General features: G+C 57.0%; 16 protein-coding genes and 5 tRNA genes. All 21 read right to left on the bottom strand.

What is annotated here, in order from left to right:
- Nucleotides 1-8: 8 nt before the first annotated feature.
- Nucleotides 9-647, bottom strand: a complete 639-nt coding sequence (rplC, locus tag VOI35_RS01435) for a 50S ribosomal protein L3 (RefSeq protein WP_407276125.1) — start codon at nucleotides 645-647, stop codon at nucleotides 9-11.
- A 149-nt stretch (nucleotides 648-796) separates the two neighbouring features.
- Nucleotides 797-1108 (bottom strand): 30S ribosomal protein S10, encoded by a 312-nt coding sequence (rpsJ, locus tag VOI35_RS01430; protein WP_407276124.1) that lies wholly within the window; start codon nucleotides 1106-1108, stop codon nucleotides 797-799.
- 6 nt (nucleotides 1109-1114) lie between these two features.
- Nucleotides 1115-2305 carry an elongation factor Tu gene (gene tuf, locus VOI35_RS01425; RefSeq protein WP_407276112.1) on the bottom strand — a complete coding sequence of 397 codons (1191 nt, stop codon included), beginning with the start codon at nucleotides 2303-2305 and terminating at the stop codon, nucleotides 1115-1117.
- A 43-nt stretch (nucleotides 2306-2348) separates the two neighbouring features.
- Nucleotides 2349-4442, bottom strand: coding sequence for an elongation factor G (gene fusA / locus VOI35_RS01420; RefSeq protein ID WP_407276123.1), 2094 nt, complete (start codon nucleotides 4440-4442; stop codon nucleotides 2349-2351).
- An 18-nt stretch (nucleotides 4443-4460) separates the two neighbouring features.
- Entirely contained in the window at nucleotides 4461-4931 is a 471-nt protein-coding gene (gene rpsG, locus VOI35_RS01415) for a 30S ribosomal protein S7 (protein WP_407276122.1), read from the bottom strand.
- Nucleotides 4932-4959: 28 nt separating this feature from the next.
- A complete protein-coding gene (gene rpsL / locus VOI35_RS01410) occupies nucleotides 4960-5337 on the bottom strand; it encodes a 30S ribosomal protein S12 (RefSeq protein ID WP_407276121.1) in 378 nt (125 codons plus the stop codon).
- Between the two features lie 109 nt (nucleotides 5338-5446).
- Complete coding sequence (rpoC, locus tag VOI35_RS01405) at nucleotides 5447-9652, bottom strand: DNA-directed RNA polymerase subunit beta' (protein WP_407276120.1); 4206 nt, start codon at nucleotides 9650-9652, stop codon at nucleotides 5447-5449.
- A 60-nt stretch (nucleotides 9653-9712) separates the two neighbouring features.
- A complete protein-coding gene (rpoB, locus tag VOI35_RS01400; protein ID WP_407276119.1) occupies nucleotides 9713-13882 on the bottom strand; it encodes a DNA-directed RNA polymerase subunit beta in 4170 nt (1389 codons plus the stop codon).
- A gap of 192 nt (nucleotides 13883-14074) precedes the next feature.
- A complete protein-coding gene (gene rplL / locus VOI35_RS01395) occupies nucleotides 14075-14452 on the bottom strand; it encodes a 50S ribosomal protein L7/L12 (protein WP_407276118.1) in 378 nt (125 codons plus the stop codon).
- A 27-nt stretch (nucleotides 14453-14479) separates the two neighbouring features.
- A complete protein-coding gene (rplJ, locus tag VOI35_RS01390) occupies nucleotides 14480-15007 on the bottom strand; it encodes a 50S ribosomal protein L10 (RefSeq protein WP_407276117.1) in 528 nt (175 codons plus the stop codon).
- Between the two features lie 237 nt (nucleotides 15008-15244).
- A complete protein-coding gene (gene rplA / locus VOI35_RS01385; RefSeq protein WP_407276116.1) occupies nucleotides 15245-15940 on the bottom strand; it encodes a 50S ribosomal protein L1 in 696 nt (231 codons plus the stop codon).
- Nucleotides 15940-16371, bottom strand: a complete 432-nt coding sequence (gene rplK, locus VOI35_RS01380; protein WP_407276115.1) for a 50S ribosomal protein L11 — start codon at nucleotides 16369-16371, stop codon at nucleotides 15940-15942. The genes rplA and rplK overlap by 1 nt, the downstream gene beginning before the upstream one ends.
- A gap of 71 nt (nucleotides 16372-16442) precedes the next feature.
- Entirely contained in the window at nucleotides 16443-16976 is a 534-nt protein-coding gene (gene nusG / locus VOI35_RS01375; RefSeq protein WP_407276114.1) for a transcription termination/antitermination protein NusG, read from the bottom strand.
- A gap of 10 nt (nucleotides 16977-16986) precedes the next feature.
- Nucleotides 16987-17361, bottom strand: a complete 375-nt coding sequence (secE, locus tag VOI35_RS01370) for a preprotein translocase subunit SecE (protein ID WP_407276113.1) — start codon at nucleotides 17359-17361, stop codon at nucleotides 16987-16989.
- Between the two features lie 80 nt (nucleotides 17362-17441).
- A tRNA-Trp gene (locus VOI35_RS01365) sits at nucleotides 17442-17517 on the bottom strand.
- A gap of 96 nt (nucleotides 17518-17613) precedes the next feature.
- Nucleotides 17614-18804, bottom strand: a complete 1191-nt coding sequence (tuf, locus tag VOI35_RS01360) for an elongation factor Tu (RefSeq protein WP_407276112.1) — start codon at nucleotides 18802-18804, stop codon at nucleotides 17614-17616.
- Nucleotides 18805-18862: 58 nt separating this feature from the next.
- Nucleotides 18863-18938: transfer RNA gene (locus VOI35_RS01355), tRNA-Thr, on the bottom strand.
- Between the two features lie 15 nt (nucleotides 18939-18953).
- Nucleotides 18954-19027, bottom strand: a tRNA-Gly gene (locus VOI35_RS01350).
- 37 nt (nucleotides 19028-19064) lie between these two features.
- Nucleotides 19065-19149 (bottom strand) — tRNA-Tyr (locus tag VOI35_RS01345).
- A gap of 90 nt (nucleotides 19150-19239) precedes the next feature.
- Nucleotides 19240-19315: transfer RNA gene (locus tag VOI35_RS01340), tRNA-Thr, on the bottom strand.
- A gap of 56 nt (nucleotides 19316-19371) precedes the next feature.
- Nucleotides 19372-20112, bottom strand: coding sequence for a type III pantothenate kinase (locus VOI35_RS01335; RefSeq protein WP_407276837.1), 741 nt, complete (start codon nucleotides 20110-20112; stop codon nucleotides 19372-19374).
- Nucleotides 20113-20115 lie beyond the last annotated feature (3 nt).

Genomic DNA, 20115 nt, shown 5'->3' with positions numbered 1-20115 from the left:
GACCCGCCTTAATTCTTGACCGACGGACGGACGATGACATCGCCACCCGTCGCGCCTGGCACAGCGCCCTTCACGAGCAACAAGCCGCGCTCAGCGTCGACCCGAACCAATTTCAAGCCGAGCGCAGAAACCCGTTCATCACCCATGTGACCAGACATTTTCTTGCCAGGGAAAACCCGACCCGGGGTCTGGTTTTGCCCAATCGAGCCCGGCACCCGATGGGAACGGGAGTTACCGTGCGTGGCATCTTGTGTGCGGAAGTTATACCGCTTCACCGTACCTGCGAAGCCCTTACCCTTGCTTTGCCCAGCCACATCCACCTTGGCAACGCCATCAAACAGGGAGACCGTGATTTCCGCGCCCGGAGCAAAACCGGCCAAAGTCGCCTCGTCCACGCGGAATTCAGCGGAGACACGACCGGCAGTGGTTTGCGCCTTGGCGTAATGACCAGCCATTGCTTGAGTTACACGACTCGCACGGCGAGCGCCGGTCGTGACTTGGATGGCACAGTAGCCATCCACCGCCTCGTTTTTCAACTGAGTCACCCGATTCGGCTCGACCTCGATGACGGTCACAGGGACAGAAACCCCCGCGTCGTCAAAAATACGGGTCATGCCGACCTTGCGACCGACAACACCTAATGCCATGTTGCTTTACCTCTCGTTATCTCACCGACGCTGATTACGATTGACCAGTCGTCTGAAAAAGCCAGCCCGGCGCAACCGCACCGGGCTGAAAAGGGTCGTCAATTTATCAGAAGAAACTCAGGCCGTAAAGCCCTGTTTCCATCCAATAATTAATTCACCCGAATCTGCACATCCACACCGGCGGCCAGATCAAGTTGCATCAACAAATCAACCGTACGATCTGTCGGATCGATAATATCCAGAACACGCTTATGCGTACGGAGCTCATACTGGTCGCGCGCATCTTTATTTACATGCGGCGACACCAATACGGTGAAACGCTCTTTACGGCTCGGCAGAGGAATGGGGCCCTTTACGCGCGCGCCCGAACGGCGTGCCGTTTCGACAATTTCAGCCGCTGAACGATCGATCAACCGATGATCAAAACTTTTCAGACGAATGCGGATCGTTTGAGTTGCCATGTTCTATTACTCGATAATTTTAGAGACGACACCGGCACCGACCGTGCGGCCGCCTTCACGGATTGCAAAGCGCAGGCCGTCTTCCATCGCAATCGGGGCGATCAGGCTGACGGTCATGGCGACGTTGTCTCCCGGCATGACCATTTCTGTCCCTTCCGGCAGGGTGCAGGAGCCTGTCACATCCGTCGTACGGAAGTAGAACTGCGGCCGGTAACCGTTGAAGAACGGGGTGTGTCGCCCGCCTTCTTCTTTGGACAGAACATAGACTTCCGCCTGGAATTTGGTGTGCGGCTTGATGGAGCCCGGTTTGCACAGCACTTGGCCACGCTCGACGTCGTCTCGCTTGGTGCCACGCAGCAGGATGCCGACGTTGTCACCCGCCATGCCTTGATCCAGCAGTTTGCGGAACATTTCTACGCCAGTGACGGTGGTCTTCTGGGTGTCGCGAATGCCGACGATTTCGACTTCTTCGCCCACTTTGACGATGCCACGTTCGATACGGCCAGTGACGACGGTGCCACGGCCTGAAATCGAGAAGACGTCTTCAACCGGCATGAGGAAGGTGCCGTCAATGGCGCGTTCCGGCTCGGGGAAGTAGTCGTCCATGGCTTTGACGAGGCGTTTGACGGATTCGACGCCAATGTCGCTTTGCTCGCCTTCCAGGGCTTTGAGCGCTGAGCCGGTGATGATGGGGGTGTCATCGCCCGGGAAGTCGTATTGGCTGAGCAGGTCGCGCACTTCCATTTCGACGAGTTCGAGCAGTTCGGGATCATCGACCATGTCGGCTTTGTTCAGGAAGACGACGATGTACGGAACGCCGACCTGACGGGACAGGAGGATGTGTTCGCGCGTTTGCGGCATGGGGCCGTCGGCGGCTGAGCAGACGAGAATGGCGCCGTCCATTTGTGCCGCACCGGTGATCATGTTTTTGACGTAGTCGGCATGACCCGGGCAGTCCACATGGGCGTAGTGGCGATTGTCGGATTCGTATTCAACATGGGAGGTGTTGATGGTGATGCCACGCGCTTTTTCTTCCGGCGCTTTGTCAATCTGGTCGTAGGCCAATGCCGCGCCACCGTGCGCTTCCGCCATCACTTTGGTGATCGCCGCCGTCAGCGTCGTCTTGCCATGATCCACATGCCCAATCGTGCCCACATTCACATGCGGCTTGGTACGCTCAAACTTCTCTTTTGCCATGATTAATCACCCTCTTAATAAGGAATTCGGTTGAAATTCTGAATTACTGGCCTTTGATAACGGCATCAGCGACATTTTTCGGTGCCTCAGCGTAGTGCGCAAACTCCATAGAGTAGGTCGCACGCCCCTGCGTTGCCGAACGAAGATCGGTCGCATAACCGAACATCTCTGACAATGGGACCTCGGCGCGGATTTGCTTACCACCGCCCATGGTATCTTCCATACCCTGAATCATGCCGCGGCGACGGTTCAAATCCCCAATCACATCCCCCATGTAGTCTTCGGGGGTCTCGACCTCGACCTTCATCATCGGCTCAAGCAGAACGGGCTTGGCTTTTTGCGCCCCTTCTTTGAACGCCATGCTACCGGCGATCTTGAACGCCATCTCGTTGGAGTCAACTTCGTGGTAGGAGCCATCGAAAATCGTGACTTTGACATCCACCACCGGGAAGCCGGCAATGACACCGTTCTTCATTTGCTCCTGAACGCCTTTGTCTACCGCAGGGATGTATTCCCGCGGAACCACACCGCCCACGATGCCATTGACAAATTCATAGCCCTTACCAGGCCCCAGCGGCTCAAGACGAAGTTTCACATGACCATATTGACCACGACCACCTGATTGACGAACAAACTTGCCGTCCTGCTCAATGGTGCCGCGAATCGTTTCACGGTAGGCCACCTGCGGTTTACCGATATTCGCCTCAACCTTGAACTCACGACGCATACGGTCCACGAGAATTTCAAGGTGAAGCTCACCCATGCCCGCAATGATCGTCTGACCGGACTCCTCATCGGTAAACACCCGGAATGAGGGATCTTCTTGCGCCAAACGGCCAAGCGCCATCCCCATCTTCTCTTGGTCACCCTTGGTTTTCGGCTCGACCGCAACGGAGATAACTGGCTCGGGGAATGTCATGCGCTCCAACACTATGGGCTTAGACAGATCGCACAGGGTATCCCCCGTGATCACATTCTTAAGCCCCACGGCAGCCGCGATGTCTCCGGCACGCACTTCCTTAATCTCTTCCCGTGAGTTGGCGTGCATCTGAAGGATCCGCCCGATCCGCTCCTTGCTATCTTTGGTTGAATTCAGCACGCCGTCGCCCGCATTGACCACCCCGGAATACACGCGGAAGAATGTCAGCGAACCAACAAAGGGATCCGACATAATTTTGAATGCCAGCGCAGCAAATGGCTCATCATCCCCGGTGTTCCGAACGGACGGGGTGCCATCCGGCAACTCGCCCTTAATGGGCGGAACCTGGGTAGGCGCCGGCAGATAATCAATCACCGCATCCAGCATTTTTTGCACGCCTTTGTTTTTGAAGGCGGTGCCACACAACGCAGGAATGATTTCGTTATTCAGCGTACGCGCACGAATCCCGGCTTTGATTTCCTCATCCGAAAGCTCACCGCTTTCCAGATATTTTTCCATCAGCGACTCGGATGATTCGGCGGCGGCTTCGATCATTTGCTCACGATAAGCATTGGCCTTTTCGACGAGCTCCGCCGGAATATCGCGCTCAACATAGGTCATCCCCATGTCTTCGGTATTCCAGTAAATGGCCTTCATGCGCAGCAAATCGACCACGCCTTCAAAGCCCTCTTCCGCACCAATCGGCAGAACGACTGGCACAGGGTTGGCCCCCAGCCGCTTCTTGAGCTGATCCATGACGCGGTAGAAATCCGCGCCCGAGCGATCCATCTTGTTGACGAACGCCAAACGCGGCACACCGTATTTGTTGGCTTGACGCCAAACGGTTTCCGATTGCGGCTGAACACCACCCACGGCGCACAGCACGAATACGGCCCCATCGAGTACGCGCAGCGAGCGCTCAACTTCAATCGTGAAGTCTACGTGACCGGGGGTATCGATGATATTGAAACGATGCGGCTCAAACTGCTTATCCATCCCGCCCCAAAAGGCCGTGGTCGCAGCCGAGGTAATGGTAATCCCCCGCTCCTGCTCCTGCTCCATCCAGTCCATGGTGGCGGCGCCATCATGGACTTCGCCAATTTTGTGCGAAACACCGGTGTAGAACAGGATGCGTTCGGTCGTAGTCGTCTTGCCAGCATCAATGTGCGCCATGATGCCGAAATTGCGATACCGCTCAAGCGGGGTGGTTCTGGCCACGAAAAATACCTCTTTGAATTACCAGCGGAAATGGGCGAAGGCTTTGTTCGCCTCGGCCATACGGTGCGTGTCTTCACGCTTTTTCACCGCAGAGCCACGGCTTTCTGCCGCATCCATCAACTCACCTGCAAGCTTGGCCGCCATGGTTTTTTCGCCGCGCTTACGCGCCGCTTCAATCAACCAACGCATTGCCAGCGAGGAACGACGCACAGGACGAACCTCAACGGGCACTTGATAGTTTGCACCGCCCACTCGACGAGACTTTACCTCGACCGCAGGCGCTACATTTTCCAGCGCGCGCTCAACGAGCTCGACCGGATGACCCTTGCCTTTCTCTTCAGCGATTGTCATGGCGCCGTACAGGATGGATTCGGCAACAGACTTCTTCCCGCTCAACATAATCATGTTGATAAATTTCGCGACAGTGACATTGCCGTATTTCGGGTCTGGCAAAATCTCGCGCTTCGGTACTTCTCTTCTTCTCGGCATGATAGTTACAACCGTTACTAATTAATTTTTACTTGGCTTTCGGACGCTTGGCGCCGTACTTCGAGCGGCCCTGACGGCGCTTGTCGACACCCTGGGTATCGAGGCTGCCACGAACGATGTGGTAGCGCACACCCGGCAAGTCTTTAACACGACCCCCGCGAATCAAGACCACGGAGTGTTCTTGCAGGTTATGGCCTTCACCGCCGATGTAGCCAGTGACTTCAAACCCCGAGGTGAGTCGTACCCGCGCAACTTTACGCAGCGCAGAGTTCGGCTTCTTCGGGGTGGTGGTGTATACACGAGTACAGACACCACGGCGCTGCGGACAGCCCTCCAGTGCCGGCACCTTGGTTTTTTCGACCAGTCGCTTGCGCGGTTTGCGCACGAGCTGATTTACAGTTGCCATGGGTTTGTCTTCTCCATCCAAAAAAACACACGACGGGGGCAAACCCGTCGCAAAGGGCGGTGATATTACTTGAGGAAATCCTCAACTGTCAATCACCTGCCGAATTCACTCAGGCGACGCTCTCGCCTTCCATCGCACCGGCCTCACCCGCCTCGCTATCCATAAACAAGGCATTTGCGGAGTCGAGCGGCAGATGACGGCGGCGGCGGCGATCTTGATGATGCGCCAACCCCGTACCCGCAGGAATCAATCGACCGACGATGACATTCTCCTTCAGGCCGCGCAGCTCGTCTCGCGTGCCACGAGTCGAAGACTCGGTGAGTACGCGCGTCGTTTCCTGGAAGGATGCCGCTGAAATGAAGGACTCGGTCACCAGCGATGCTTTGGTAATCCCCAATAGCATGGGTTCGAATTTCGCAGGGAATTTTCCGTCGGCTTCGAGCATCCGGTTTTCTTCCAGCAGACGCGCCTTGTCGACTTGATCCCCTTTGAGGTAGAGAGAATCCCCAGCCTCACTGATCTCCACTTTGCGCAACATCTGCCGGACAATGACCTCGATATGCTTATCGCTGATCACGACCCCTTGCAGGCGGTATACATCCTGAATTTCCTTGATGATGTACGCCGCCAGATCCGGGATACCGCGCAGCCGGAGAATGTCATGCGGGGTCAACTCGCCGTCCGCGATAACCTCTCCGCGCGCCACATGCTCCCCTTCGAAGACATTGATCACGCGATATTTAGGAATCAATTCCTCGTGCGACTCACCGTGCTCATCCGTGATGACCAGGCGCTGCTTGCCCTTGGTTTCCTTGCCAAAGCTGATTGTGCCGGTGTACTCGGCCAGAATCGCCGGCTCCTTCGGTTTACGCGCTTCGAACAAGTCGGCCACACGCGGCAGACCCCCGGTAATATCCCGCGTTTTCGAGGACTCCTGCGGAATGCGGGCGACCACATCCCCCACCTGCACTGCTGCGCCGTCTTCAATCCCAATGATTGCGCCAGCCGGCAGCACATAGAACGCAGGAATTTCGGTTCCGGCCAGAAACACCGGATTGCCTTTTTCGTCGACCAGGGCAATCGCGGGGCGCAATTCTTTGGCCACGCCACTGCGGTGTTTCGGATCAATGACAACCTGGGATGACAGGCCGGTAATTTCATCCGTTTCAGATTTAACGGACAAACCATCAGCAAAGTCCGAGAAACGCGCAAAACCCGGCATTTCACTAACCACCGGATGGGTGTGCGGATCCCAGGTCGCCAGCGTCGTTCCGGCAGCCACTTTCTCGCCCTCTTTGACACGAATGACCGCGCCGTAAGGGACTTTGTACCGTTCGCGCTCACGCCCCTGGTCATCCACCATGCCCAATTCACCGGAACGCGTGACCGCCACAAGGTCATTGTCGCGGTTCATGACCGTCTTAAGATTATGCATCCGCACGGTGCCGGCCGCTTTGTTCTGCACGGAGCTGGCCGCCGCAGAGCGTGAAGCCGCACCCCCGATATGGAAGGTCCGCATGGTGAGCTGCGTACCCGGCTCCCCGATGGATTGCGCGGCAATCACACCCACGGCCTCCCCGATATTCACCGGGTTGCCGCGCGCCAAATCGCGCCCATAACACTTCTGGCAGATGCCGTGACGCGCCTCGCAGCTGATGGGGCTGCGTACCCACACCTCATCGACACCGGAGCTCTCGATCCGCGCCACCGCCACCTCATCAATGACGGTATTGGCAGCCACCAGCACTTCATCGGAGCCGGGCATCAACACATCTTGCGCCGTGGTTCTGCCGAGAATCCGAGCGCCCAGACCCTGAACGACATCGCCACCTTCGATCACCGCGGTCACCTTCAGACCCGGCGCCGTGGTTCCGCAATCGTCCATTGTGATCACGATGTCCTGCGCAACATCCACCAGACGCCGGGTCAGATAACCGGAGTTGGCGGTTTTCAGTGCGGTATCCGCCAAACCTTTGCGCGCGCCGTGGGTAGAGATGAAGTATTGCAATACATTCAGCCCTTCACGGAAGTTCGCCGTGATCGGCGTTTCGATGATCGAGCCGTCGGGTTTGGTCATTAGGCCGCGCATCCCGGCCAATTGACGGATCTGAGCCGCAGAACCCCGCGCGCCCGAATCCGCCATCATGAAAATCGCGTTGAACGAGCTTTGTTTCACCTCGTTTCCGTCGCGATCCTTCACTTTTTCCGAACCCAATTGATCCATCATGGCGCGCGAAATCTGATCATTGGCACGCGACCAGATATCCACCACCTTGTTGTACCGTTCTTTTTCCGTCACCAATCCCTGCGCGTATTGCGCCTGAATTTCGGCCACTTCGGCCTCTGCCTTGGCGAGCTCCGCCGGTTTTGAGGGCGGCACGAGCATGTCGTCAGAGCAAATGGAAATACCCGAGCGGGTCGCATAGCGGAACCCGGTGTACATCAATTGATCGGCAAACATAACGGTGTCTTTCAGACCGAGCTGCCGATAGACATAGTTCAGCAAAGCGGAAATTGCCTTTTTACCCATGTCTTTGTTGATTTGCGCAAAAGGCACCCCTTCTGGCAAGGCTTTGAACAACAAGGCACGACCCACCGTGGTTTCCACAATGCGGCGCACAGATTCTGCTCGACCATCATCGAACCGATTCCAGTCCTGCACCCGAACCTTGATTTGCGCGCCCAATTCAACCAGGCGGTTATCATAGGCGCGTTGCACTTCGTCGAGATCCGCAAATACCATGCCCTCGCCCAGCCCATTGACCTTGGCACGGGTCATGTAATAAATGCCGAGCACGATGTCTTGCGAGGGCACGATCACCGGATCGCCGTTGGCGGGTGAGAGCACATTGTTGGTGGACATCATCAGCGCGCGTGCTTCGGCCTGGGCTTCGAGCGACAACGGCACATGCACGGCCATTTGGTCGCCGTCGAAGTCGGCGTTGTAGGCCGAGCACACCAGCGGATGCAACTGAATCGCCTTCCCTTCAATCAGGATCGGCTCGAATGCCTGAATCCCCAACCGGTGCAGGGTCGGTGCGCGGTTCAGCAGTACCGGATGCTCGCGAATGACTTCTTCCAGCACATCCCAGACTTCCGGGCCTTCGCGCTCGACCAGTTTCTTGGCCGCCTTGATCGTCGTGGCCAGACCCCGGCGGTGCAATTTGCCGAAAATGAAGGGCTTGAACAGTTCCAGCGCCATTTTCTTGGGCAGACCGCACTGATGCAGCCGCAAGGTCGGACCCACCACAATGACCGAACGACCCGAATAATCCACCCGTTTGCCCAGCAGGTTTTGCCGGAACCGGCCTTGCTTACCTTTGATCATGTCGGCCAGCGACTTGAGCGGGCGCTTGTTCGTCCCGGTCACCGCTCGACCGCGACGACCGTTGTCCAGCAAAGAATCGACCGCCTCTTGCAGCATGCGTTTTTCGTTGCGCAGGATGATGTCCGGCGCATTGATTTCCAGCAGTCGCTTCAACCGGTTGTTCCGGTTGATGACGCGGCGATACAGATCGTTCAAGTCCGAGGTGGCGAAACGACCACCATCCAGCGGTACCAGCGGACGCAGATCGGGCGGCAGCACCGGCAACTGGGTCATGACCATCCACTCGGGGCGGTTACCCGACTCCTTGAAGGATTCGAGCAATTTCAACCGCTTGGAAATCCGTTTGATCTTGGTTTCCGAGCCGGTTTCGGCCAGTTCATCGCGCAGGGCGAGAATCTGCTGATCCAGATCGATGTCTTTGAGCAATTTCTGAATCGCTTCAGCGCCCATATCGGCTTCGAATTCATCGCCATACTGCTCGATGGCATCGATGTACATTTCATCGGACAACAGATCACCCTTCGTCAGCGGGGTCATCCCCGGATCGGTGATCACGAATGCTTCGAAATACAGCACCCGCTCAATGTCGCGCAGCGTCATATCCAGCAGCAAGCCGATACGCGAAGGCAGGGATTTCAGATACCAGATGTGCGCCACCGGACAGGCCAGCTCGATGTGCCCCATGCGCTCACGGCGCACCTTGGACAGCGTGACCTCGACCCCGCACTTCTCGCAGACGACCCCGCGATGTTTCAGGCGCTTGTATTTACCGCAAAGACACTCGTAATCACGCACCGGCCCGAAAATCTTCGCGCAGAACAAACCATCACGCTCCGGCTTAAAGGTGCGGTAATTGATGGTTTCTGGCTTTTTCACTTCACCATACGACCAGGAGCGAATCATCTCTGGGGACGCAAGGGAAATGCGAATGCCATCGAAATCTTCGTCCGTAACCTCACGGCTCATCAGATTCAGTAGTTCTTTCATGGGGATACCTAGCCTCTCACTCGTGACCGCAGATACCGGGGGCAGCCCCCGGTGACCGGATTATTCTTCGCCTTGTTCCAACTCAACATTGATCGCCAATGAACGGATCTCTTTGAGCAATACATTGAAGGATTCGGGCATGCCGGCATCCATCTTGAGATCGCCATCAACGATGTTTTTGTACATTTTGTTACGACCGTTCACATCATCCGACTTGACGGTGAGCATCTCTTGCAAGGTATACGCCGCGCCATAGGCCTCCAGCGCCCAAACCTCCATCTCCCCGAAGCGTTGACCACCAAACTGCGCCTTGCCGCCCAGCGGTTGTTGAGTCACCAGACTGTAGGGGCCGGTAGACCGCGCGTGCATCTTGTCGTCGACCAGGTGATTGAGTTTGAGCATGTACATGTAGCCCACGGTCGTCGTCCGCTCGAAGGCCTCGCCGGTGCGTCCATCGTAGAGCTGCACCTGACCTGATTCCGGCAGACCGGCCAAACGCAACATGCGCTTGATTTCGTCTTCTTCCGCACCATCGAATACCGGCGTGGCCATCGGCACGCCGCCGCGCAGGTTTTTGGCCAGTTCGATGAGTTCGTCATCCGTCAATGCGTCAAGGTCAACCCGTTTTTCTTCACGATGGTTGTACACCTGATCCAGGAAGGCGCGCAGTTCGATCAGCGCCTTGGCGCGCTCCAGCTTGAGCATGGCCTCGATCTTGTGACCCAGCCCGCGCGCGGCAAACCCTAGATGGGTTTCCAGAATCTGGCCGATGTTCATCCGCGACGGTACGCCCAAGGGGTTCAAGCAGATATCCACGGGGGTGCCATCCGCCATGTAGGGCATATCCTCTTCGGGGACGATCATGGAGACGACCCCTTTGTTACCGTGCCGCCCAGCCAGCTTATCGCCCGGCTGAATACGGCGTTTGACGGCCACGAACACCTTGACCATTTTCAGCACGCCCGGCGCCAGATCGTCGCCCTGCTGAATTTTCTTCTTCTTGTCTTCGAAGCGTTTGTCGATATCCGCCTTGGCCTGTTCCAGCTGCTGGTTATATTCCTCCAGCGCCTGCGCCACGGACTCTTTCTCGACCCGGATTTCCAGCCACTTCGCCGCATCCACTTTTTCCAGCTGGGCAGCGGTAATTTTACTGCCCGCTTTGACGCCCGGCCCGCCCACGGCCGTTTCACCGACCAACAGGTCTTTCACCCGCGCGAAAATATCGCCTTCAATGATGCGCAGGCGGTCTTTCAGATCCTTGCGGACGGCATCCAAATCGGCTTCTTCAATCGCGCGCGCGCGGCTGTCCTTCTCGATGCCATCGCGCGTAAACACGCGCACATCGACCACGGTGCCTTCCATGCCCGGCGGTACGCGCAAAGAGGTGTCTTTCACATCCGAAGCTTTTTCACCAAAAATGGCGCGCAGCAGCTTCTCTTCCGGCGTGAGTTGGGTTTCTCCCTTCGGCGTGACCTTGCCTACCAGAATATCGCCGGGACGCACTTCCGCACCGACATGCACCACCCCGGCCTGATCGAGCTTATTCAACAGGCTCTCAGCGACATTCGGAATATCGGCCGTGATTTCTTCCGCGCCCAGTTTGGTATCCCGCGCGACGCAATTCAGCTCTTCGATGTGAATGGTGGTCAGGCGATCCTCGCGCACAACGCGCTCGGACAGCAGGATCGAATCTTCGAAGTTGTAGCCATTCCAGGGCATGAACGCGCACAGAATGTTTTGACCGAGGGCCAATTCCCCCAGATCCACCGAGGGGCCATCAGCCAGCACATCGCCCTTCGCGATCACATCACCGGCCTTGACCAAGGGCGCCTGATTAATGCAGGTGTTTTGGTTCGAACGGGTGTATTTGGTCAGGTTGTAAATATCCACCCCGACTTCGCCCGTGTTCGCTTCGGCTGCATTCACGCGCACCACGATGCGCGAAGCATCGACCCGATCCACCACACCGCCCCGCTTGGCGACAACGCATGAACCCGAGTCCGTTGCCACGACGCGTTCCATGCCCGTACCGACCAGCGGCTTGTCGGCACGCAGGGTGGGCACCGCCTGGCGTTGCATGTTTGAGCCCATCAGCGCGCGGTTGGCATCATCATGTTCCAGGAATGGAATAATGGACGCCGCGATCGAGACGATCTGCTTCGGTGAAATATCCATGTACTGGATTTCTTCCGGGCCGGAAAGCATGAATTCCCCCGCCCGACGCACCGAGATCAGATTGCCCTGCAACACGCCCGCCTCATCGAGCGGCGCATTCGCCTGAGCAATCGTGTACTTCTCTTCTTCATACGCGGAAAGCCAATCGATCTGCGCGGTCACCTGGCCATCGACCACCTTGCGATACGGAGTTTCGAGGAAGCCGTAGTGGTTGGTACGGGCATAGGTGGCCAGGGAATTGATCAAACCGATGTTCGGGCCTTCCGGCGTTTCAATCGGGCACACCCGGCCATAGTGCGTCGTGTGTACGTCACGCACCTCGAAGCCTGCGCGCTCCCGCGTCAACCCACCCGGCCCCAGCGCGGAAATCCGGCGTTTGTGGGTGATTTCCGATAGCGGGTTGTTCTGATCCATGAACTGGGACAACTGACTAGATCCGAAGAACTCCTTGATCGCCGCCGCCACGGGCTTCGCGTTGATCAAATCTTGCGGGGTCAACCCTTCGGATTCGGCCTGGGTGAGGCGCTCTTTCACCGCGCGCTCGACCCGTACCAAGCCAACGCGGAACACATTTTCCGTCATCTCGCCCACGGAACGGATCCGACGATTGCCCAGGTGGTCGATATCATCCGTCTTGCCGTTGCCGTTACGGATATCGATCAACACCTTCATGACATCCAGGATGTCAGAAACCTCACCCTGTTCCGCCACCAGCGGAGCCGCGAGTTCGTCGCCCGCCTTCGCTCTTTGCTGAAAATATTTATGGTCGTACAGGACACCGGGACCCACATCGGTGCCCCGCTCGATGCGACGGTTGAATTTCATCCGTCCCACATCGGAAAGATCATAGCGATCCTCCGTGAAGAACAGTCCGTGGAACAGCGCTTCAGCCGAGTCTTTTGTCGGCGGCTCACCCGGACGCATCATCTTATAGATTTCGACCATCGCCTCCATCGGCGTGGTGGACGGATCTGCACGCAGCGTCAGGGACATAAACGGTCCGCGATCCACATCATTGAAATACAGGGTGCTAAAGGTGGTGACGCCCGCTTTGGCAAACTTCAACACCAATTCTGTGGTCAGCTCGTCATTTGCCCGCGCCAACAATTCTCCCGTGCTGGTATCCACCACATCCTTGGCCAACACGCGCCCAATGATGAAATCCAGCGGGACGGGCAATTGCGACAGGTTCGCCTTGGCCAGTTCACGCACATGCTTCGCGGTGATCCGCTTGCCCGTTTTGATCAGGTTTTCACCAGACGGCAAATCAATGTCAAAAGCCGCGTCGGTACCCTTCAAGCGATCAGCCACCAACTCCAGGCTCAACCCACCTTCAGCCGTGACATGAAACACATCATGCTCAAAGAAGATGTTGAGCATTTCTTCGTTGGTATAGCCGAGGGCACGCAAAATGATGGACGCAGGAATTTTCCGCCGACGGTCAATCCGGGCAAACAAAATATCTTTCTGGTCGAATTCGAAATCCAGCCAAGAACCCCGGTACGGAATCACCCGCGCAGAGAAAAGAATCTTCTTGGAGCTCGATGTCTTGCCTTTATCGTGATCGAAAAACACCCCCGGCGAACGGTGCAACTGGGAAACAATCACCCGCTCGGTACCGTTGATTACAAAGGTACCGCTGTCGGTCATCAGCGGAATTTCACCGAGATAGACATCCTGTTCACGGATGTCCTTGACCACCTTCGCCCCAGCCGGTGCTTCCCGATCATAAATCACGAGTCGCAGCTTCACGCGCAACGGCGCGCCATAGCTCAGGCCCCGAATCTGGCACTCCCGTACATCAAACGCCGGCTCGCCAAAGTGGTAATCCACATACGCAATTTCTGCGTGACCGGAGTGGCTCCGAATAGGAAACACGGAACTCAGTGCGGCATGCAACCCCTCGTTGCGTCGAGCCTTCGCCCCGACGCCCATTTGCAAAAATGACTTGTAAGACTCAACCTGGGTAGCCAGCAAATACGGCACCGGCAGGATCTCGGCGCGGCGGCCAAATTCCTTGCGAATTCGCTTCTTTTCAGTGAATGAATAGCTCATCTGCCTTACCTCGTAAAACAACGGTGACACCTCGGGCGAAGGGAACAACGCCGGGCGCGGGGAGAGATCTCTGGGCTTACGCCGGTAGATTTTTTTGATGCCACTCGAAGCCGAACATCATCAAAAAAACAACAAATAAAGGCCGGCAGCCAAAACTGCCAGCCATCACATCCCGTCAACGGGCAATCAAAATCACTTCAGCTCGACCGTTGCGCCTGCTTCGGTCAATTTCGCTTTCATGCTCTCGGCGTCTGCTTTGCTTGCGCCTTCTTTCACGGTAGCCGGAACCCCTTCAACCATGTCTTTGGCTTCTTTCAGCCCCAGACCGGTGAGTTCACGCACCGCTTTGATGACGTTGACCTTGTTCGCGCCGAAAGAGGTCATGACCACATCAAATTCGGTCTTCTCTTCGGCAGCCGGAGCCGCAGCCGCAGCCGGGCCGGCGGCAACAGCGACTGCAGCAGCAGCCGTGACGCCGAATTTTTCTTCCATTGCAGCGATCAGATCCACCACTTCCATCACGGTCATGTTGGAGATTGCGTCCAGAATGTCGTTCTTAGAGATTGCCATGTTAAATTCCTGAAAAAAGTTGAAAAATTAAGCCGCTTGTTTCTGATCGCGTACGGCCGCGACCGTACGGACGAGCTTGCCTGGCACTTCGTTGAGCGTACGCGCCAACTTGCCAACCGGTGCTTTCATCACCGACAACAGTTGCGACAACGCCTGTTCGCGCGTTGGCAGGCTAGCCACACGAGAAAGCTCAGTCACTGGCAGCAACTTGCCGCCCAATGCGACGACCTTGACCTCAAGCTTGGCGAACTCCTTGGAGAAATCCTGCATCAGCCGCGCGGCTGAACCCGGATCGTCCATAGAAAAAGCCAAAACGAGAGGACCGGTCAACGCCTCAGACATGCAAGCGAACGCCGTATCGGCCACCGCACGACGCGCCAGGGTGTTTTTGATCACGCGCAGATAAACGCCGCTTTGACGCGCTTTCACACGCATCGCGGTCATCTCTGCCACGGTCAAACCACTGTACATCGCACCAACGGCTGACAAGGCTTTGCCAGCAACTTCCGCCACTTCAGCAACAATCAGCTGTTTCTGATCAATGGTTAAAGCCACAAGGGTTTCCTACGGTTAAGTGGAAGCTCCAAAGAGCGTCCATTGCGTTCACGAGGTGCATTCGCACCTCGCCCCAACACGGTCCGCCAGATATTTTGAATCAGGACTGGAACCGTCTGCGTCGGCCAAAGCATTAAGTCAATCCACGATTGACACCGACGGTCTTTGACGCCGCTGCGTTTTGTTCGGGACAAAACCAGCAGTCCAAAGTTTGCGCCCCGTCACAGGGCGGGCGGATTACTCCGCCAATGAAGCCATATCCACTTGCAAGCCCGGCCCCATGGTGCTGGATACATTGATCCGCTTCATATAGATGCCTTTGGCTGCAGCCGGCTTGGCCTTGTTCAGATCAGCCAGCAAGGCGCTCAAGTTTTCGATCAACGCCTGCGGAGTGAAATCCACCTTGCCAATCGTGCAGTGGATAATGCCGCCTTTCTCCGTGCGATAACGCACCTGACCCGCCTTGGCATTCCGCACCGCGCCCGCCACATCGACGGCGACCGTGCCAACCTTCGGGTTCGGCATCAAGCCGCGCGGCCCGAGCACCTGACCCAGCTGACCGACCACGCGCATGGCATCCGGGGTAGCGATGACCACATCAAAGTCCATCCGCCCCTGTTTGATTTCCGCCGCGAGATCCTCGAAGCCGACGATATCCGCACCCGCTGCCTTGGCCGCCTCGGCGTTCGCCCCTTGCGCGAACACTGCCACACGAACGACTTTGCCCGTACCATTTGGCAATACCGTGGCACCCCGAACCATCTGATCCGACCGACGGGGATCGACGCCCAATTGAACCGCCACATCAACGGCTTCAACGAACTTAACCGAAGAAACCTCTTTCAGCAGAGCAAACGCTTCGGCTACCGGGTAAACATGATTGGGTTTGACTTTCGTCGCAATTGCCTTCTGGCGCTTTGTTAACTTAGCCATTACACGCCCTCCACATTCAGACCCATGCTCCGCGCGCTGCCCGCAATGGTGCGCACCATGGCATCCATATCTTTCGCCGTCAGATCCGGTTGTTTCACCTTAGCGATGTCTTCCAACTGCGCCCGAGTCAGGGTGCCAACTTTCGTTTTATTCGGCACGGAACTGCCCGATTTGATCCCGGCCGTTTTCTTCAGCAGGAAGCTGACCGGCGGGGTTTTCATGATAAAGGTGAATGACTTGTCCGCATACACGGTGATCACCACCGGGATCGGAGAGCCCTGTTCCATGCTCTGCGTCGCCGCATTGAACTCTTTACAGAACGCCATGATGTTGACGCCTTTTTGACCCAGCGCCGGACCGATCGGCGGCGAGGGGTTTGCCTGACCGGCCTTAACCTGCAACTTAATGTAACCAGTGACTTTTTTAGCCATACTTTCCTCTCAATTGGGTGCTTGCGTTGGCAAAAAACCAACTCCCCAAGTCAACGATCAGCAACCGAACCTTAGGTTTTGGCCACCTGATCAAACCCGAGCTCGACCGGAGTCGATCGCCCGAAAATACTGACAGCAACCTGCAGTCGTGATTTCTCGTAGCTCACCTCTTCCACGACACCCGTGAAATCGTTGAACGGGCCATCACACACCCGCACCATCTCACCCACATCAAACAGCGTCTTCGGTTTCGGCTTGTCGCTCGAATCCCGCACGCGCGCCATGATGGCGTCTGCCTCTTTCTGCGAAATCGGCGTCGGCTTACCGCCTGCATCGCCGACAAAGCCCAGAACCCGAGGCACGGAGTTGACGAGATGCCAGGCATCATCCGTCATATCAATTTGAACCAGCACATAGCCGGGATAGAACTTACGCTCAGATTTCCGCTTGACCCCGTCGCGCACTTCGACGACCTCTTCGGAGGGCACCAGGATTTCACCAAACTGAGCCTGCAACCCGGCGCGCTCAATGCGCTCCGCCAATGCTTTTTTAACGCTGTTCTCAAACTGGGAGAACGCCTGAACCACATACCAACGCATTGCCATCGACAGATCCTCAGCCCACTACGCTACGCACGATCCACGCCAGCAACGAATCCACGCCCCACAGGAACAGACTGATCACCACAATCAGCAGCACAACCACCAGCGTGGTCTGCACGGTTTCCTGGCGCGTTGGCCATACCATCTTGCGGACTTCGACCCGCGAATCGAAAGCAAATTGCCAAATGCCGCGCCCGACAGCCGTGGCATAAGCCAATACCGCAGCCGACCCAACCGCAACCAGCACCGCAGCGATACGAACAAACAGCGGTTCTTTATCGAGCAAATAAAAGCCAACCACCCCGCCCAACAGAACCAAGATCGCCAAGCCCAGCTTCAGCGAATCAAGGCCACGGGCGGGGGCAGTCTCTACGGCTTTTTCCGACATGATGCACAACCCAAATCCGGCCAAACCGGCCGACGCGAAAACAAAAACAGCCACACAACCAATGATTGCGCGCCACGATGTGGCAGGCCAGGAGGGAATCGAACCCCCAACCTACGGTTTTGGAGACCGTCGCTCTGCCAATTGAGCTACTGACCTAAATTTCAACCCGGAAAATCCACCGGATCATCCAGATGAAGAAAAAAGAGCGCGAAGTCTATACGACTCCGCGCCTATTGACAAGCAATCTACGGATTACTCGATAATTTTAGAGACGACACCGGCACCGACCGTGCGGCCGCCTTCACGGATTGCAAAGCGCAGGCCGTCTTCCATCGCAATCGGGGCGATCAGGCTGACGGTCATGGCGACGTTGTCTCCCGGCATGACCATTTCTGTCCCTTCCGGCAGGGTGCAGGAGCCTGTCACATCCGTCGTACGGAAGTAGAACTGCGGCCGGTAACCGTTGAAGAACGGGGTGTGTCGCCCGCCTTCTTCTTTGGACAGAACATAGACTTCCGCCTGGAATTTGGTGTGCGGCTTGATGGAGCCCGGTTTGCACAGCACTTGGCCACGCTCGACGTCGTCTCGCTTGGTGCCACGCAGCAGGATGCCGACGTTGTCACCCGCCATGCCTTGATCCAGCAGTTTGCGGAACATTTCTACGCCAGTGACGGTGGTCTTCTGGGTGTCGCGAATGCCGACGATTTCGACTTCTTCGCCCACTTTGACGATGCCACGTTCGATACGGCCAGTGACGACGGTGCCACGGCCTGAAATCGAGAAGACGTCTTCAACCGGCATGAGGAAGGTGCCGTCAATGGCGCGTTCCGGCTCGGGGAAGTAGTCGTCCATGGCTTTGACGAGGCGTTTGACGGATTCGACGCCAATGTCGCTTTGCTCGCCTTCCAGGGCTTTGAGCGCTGAGCCGGTGATGATGGGGGTGTCATCGCCCGGGAAGTCGTATTGGCTGAGCAGGTCGCGCACTTCCATTTCGACGAGTTCGAGCAGTTCGGGATCATCGACCATGTCGGCTTTGTTCAGGAAGACGACGATGTACGGAACGCCGACCTGACGGGACAGGAGGATGTGTTCGCGCGTTTGCGGCATGGGGCCGTCGGCGGCTGAGCAGACGAGAATGGCGCCGTCCATTTGTGCCGCACCGGTGATCATGTTTTTGACGTAGTCGGCATGACCCGGGCAGTCCACATGGGCGTAGTGGCGATTGTCGGATTCGTATTCAACATGGGAGGTGTTGATGGTGATGCCACGCGCTTTTTCTTCCGGCGCTTTGTCAATCTGGTCGTAGGCCAATGCCGCGCCACCGTGCGCTTCCGCCATCACTTTGGTGATCGCCGCCGTCAGCGTCGTCTTGCCATGATCCACATGCCCAATCGTGCCCACATTCACATGCGGCTTGGTACGCTCAAACTTCTCTTTTGCCATGACAATCTCCACTCAACCCATTTAAGTTAACGACATCACGCCTGCGGCAGTTCGCATTTGGAGCTCATGACCAGAGTCGAACTGGTGACCTCGTCCTTACCAAGGACGTGCTCTACCGACTGAGCTACATGAGCAAATCTTTCTCAATTTGGAGCGAGTGATGGGAATCGAACCCACGCCATCAGCTTGGAAGGCTGAGGTTCTACCATTGAACTACACTCGCAAACCTTTGCCGGATTGCCCCGGGCAACCCGACGAATTGGTGGTGGGGGAAGGATTCGAACCTTCGAAGGCTGAGCCGTCAGATTTACAGTCTGATCCCGTTGACCGCTTGGGTACCCCACCGCGAGCGCGCAATTCTTCACAAGGAGACCCTGGTTGTCAATGAAAACCGGTGCCTCACTGTGCTTAAGTCTGCACGCCAGAACTTAAGACTGGTGCCGCTTGTCGGACTCGAACTGACGACCTACCGCTTACAAGGCGGTTGCTCTACCAACTGAGCTAAAGCGGCAATGGGCGCGCATTCTAATGCCAGCGCTGTCTGCTTTGCAACTCAAAAGCAGGGTTTCATCGTTGACCGCGTGCCGCATGCCGCGCGCCGTCACAAATCAGGGTGGGTACGATTTCTCTAGAGTCCGGCAGCCAATCCGCCAGCATTGCGGCATCGCCTCCGCTAAGTAAGATGCGGGGCACCGCGCCTTCTGCAGCGGCCACGCCATCGATCAACTGCGCCACGGTACTGGCGAGCATGAACCGGCTACCGAGGTGCAAGGCGCCTGCCGTATCCACGGCAAAGATCCCTTGTTCTTGCAGGGTGCCAGGCCTGTTCCACGCCTCCGACAATCGGGGTGCCAAGCAATCAAACCCGGCACGCATGATGGCCAAAGAGGGCAAAATCAACCCGCCGGCATGCTGGCCATCGGCCTGCAGGTAATCGACCGTAATCGCGGTGCCCGCCAGCAGAACCAACACGGCCTGCGCCGGGCATCGCGTGCGCGCGCCCATGAGCGCACACCAACGATCGACACCGAACTGGGTGGGATCAGGGTAAGCGAGCCTGACCCCGCCACTTCGCGCTTTGGGCTTGAGCCACCGCCGCCGCGCCTTCGGCCAGTGCTCAGCCAGCAGGGCATCCAGTTCGGCCTGTCGCGTCTCCTCCGCCACCGCCACGATCAGGAACTGTTTGATGTTTTGCTGCCCCGCCGCCGCAACGAACGCCGAGCGCCAATCATCGCCCCATGCCTCGGCCTGAATGTCTGCATCTGGCTTAAGCTGCCATTTCAACCGGGTGTTACCCGCATCAATCACACA

Origin of the sequence: Halothiobacillus sp. DCM-1 (assembly GCF_045689735.1) — a bacterium.
In the GTDB taxonomy this organism is placed as follows: domain Bacteria; phylum Pseudomonadota; class Gammaproteobacteria; order Halothiobacillales; family Halothiobacillaceae; genus Halothiobacillus.
The sequence above is the reverse complement of the archived record's forward strand: the minus strand, read 5'-3'. Positions and strand labels throughout refer to the sequence as shown.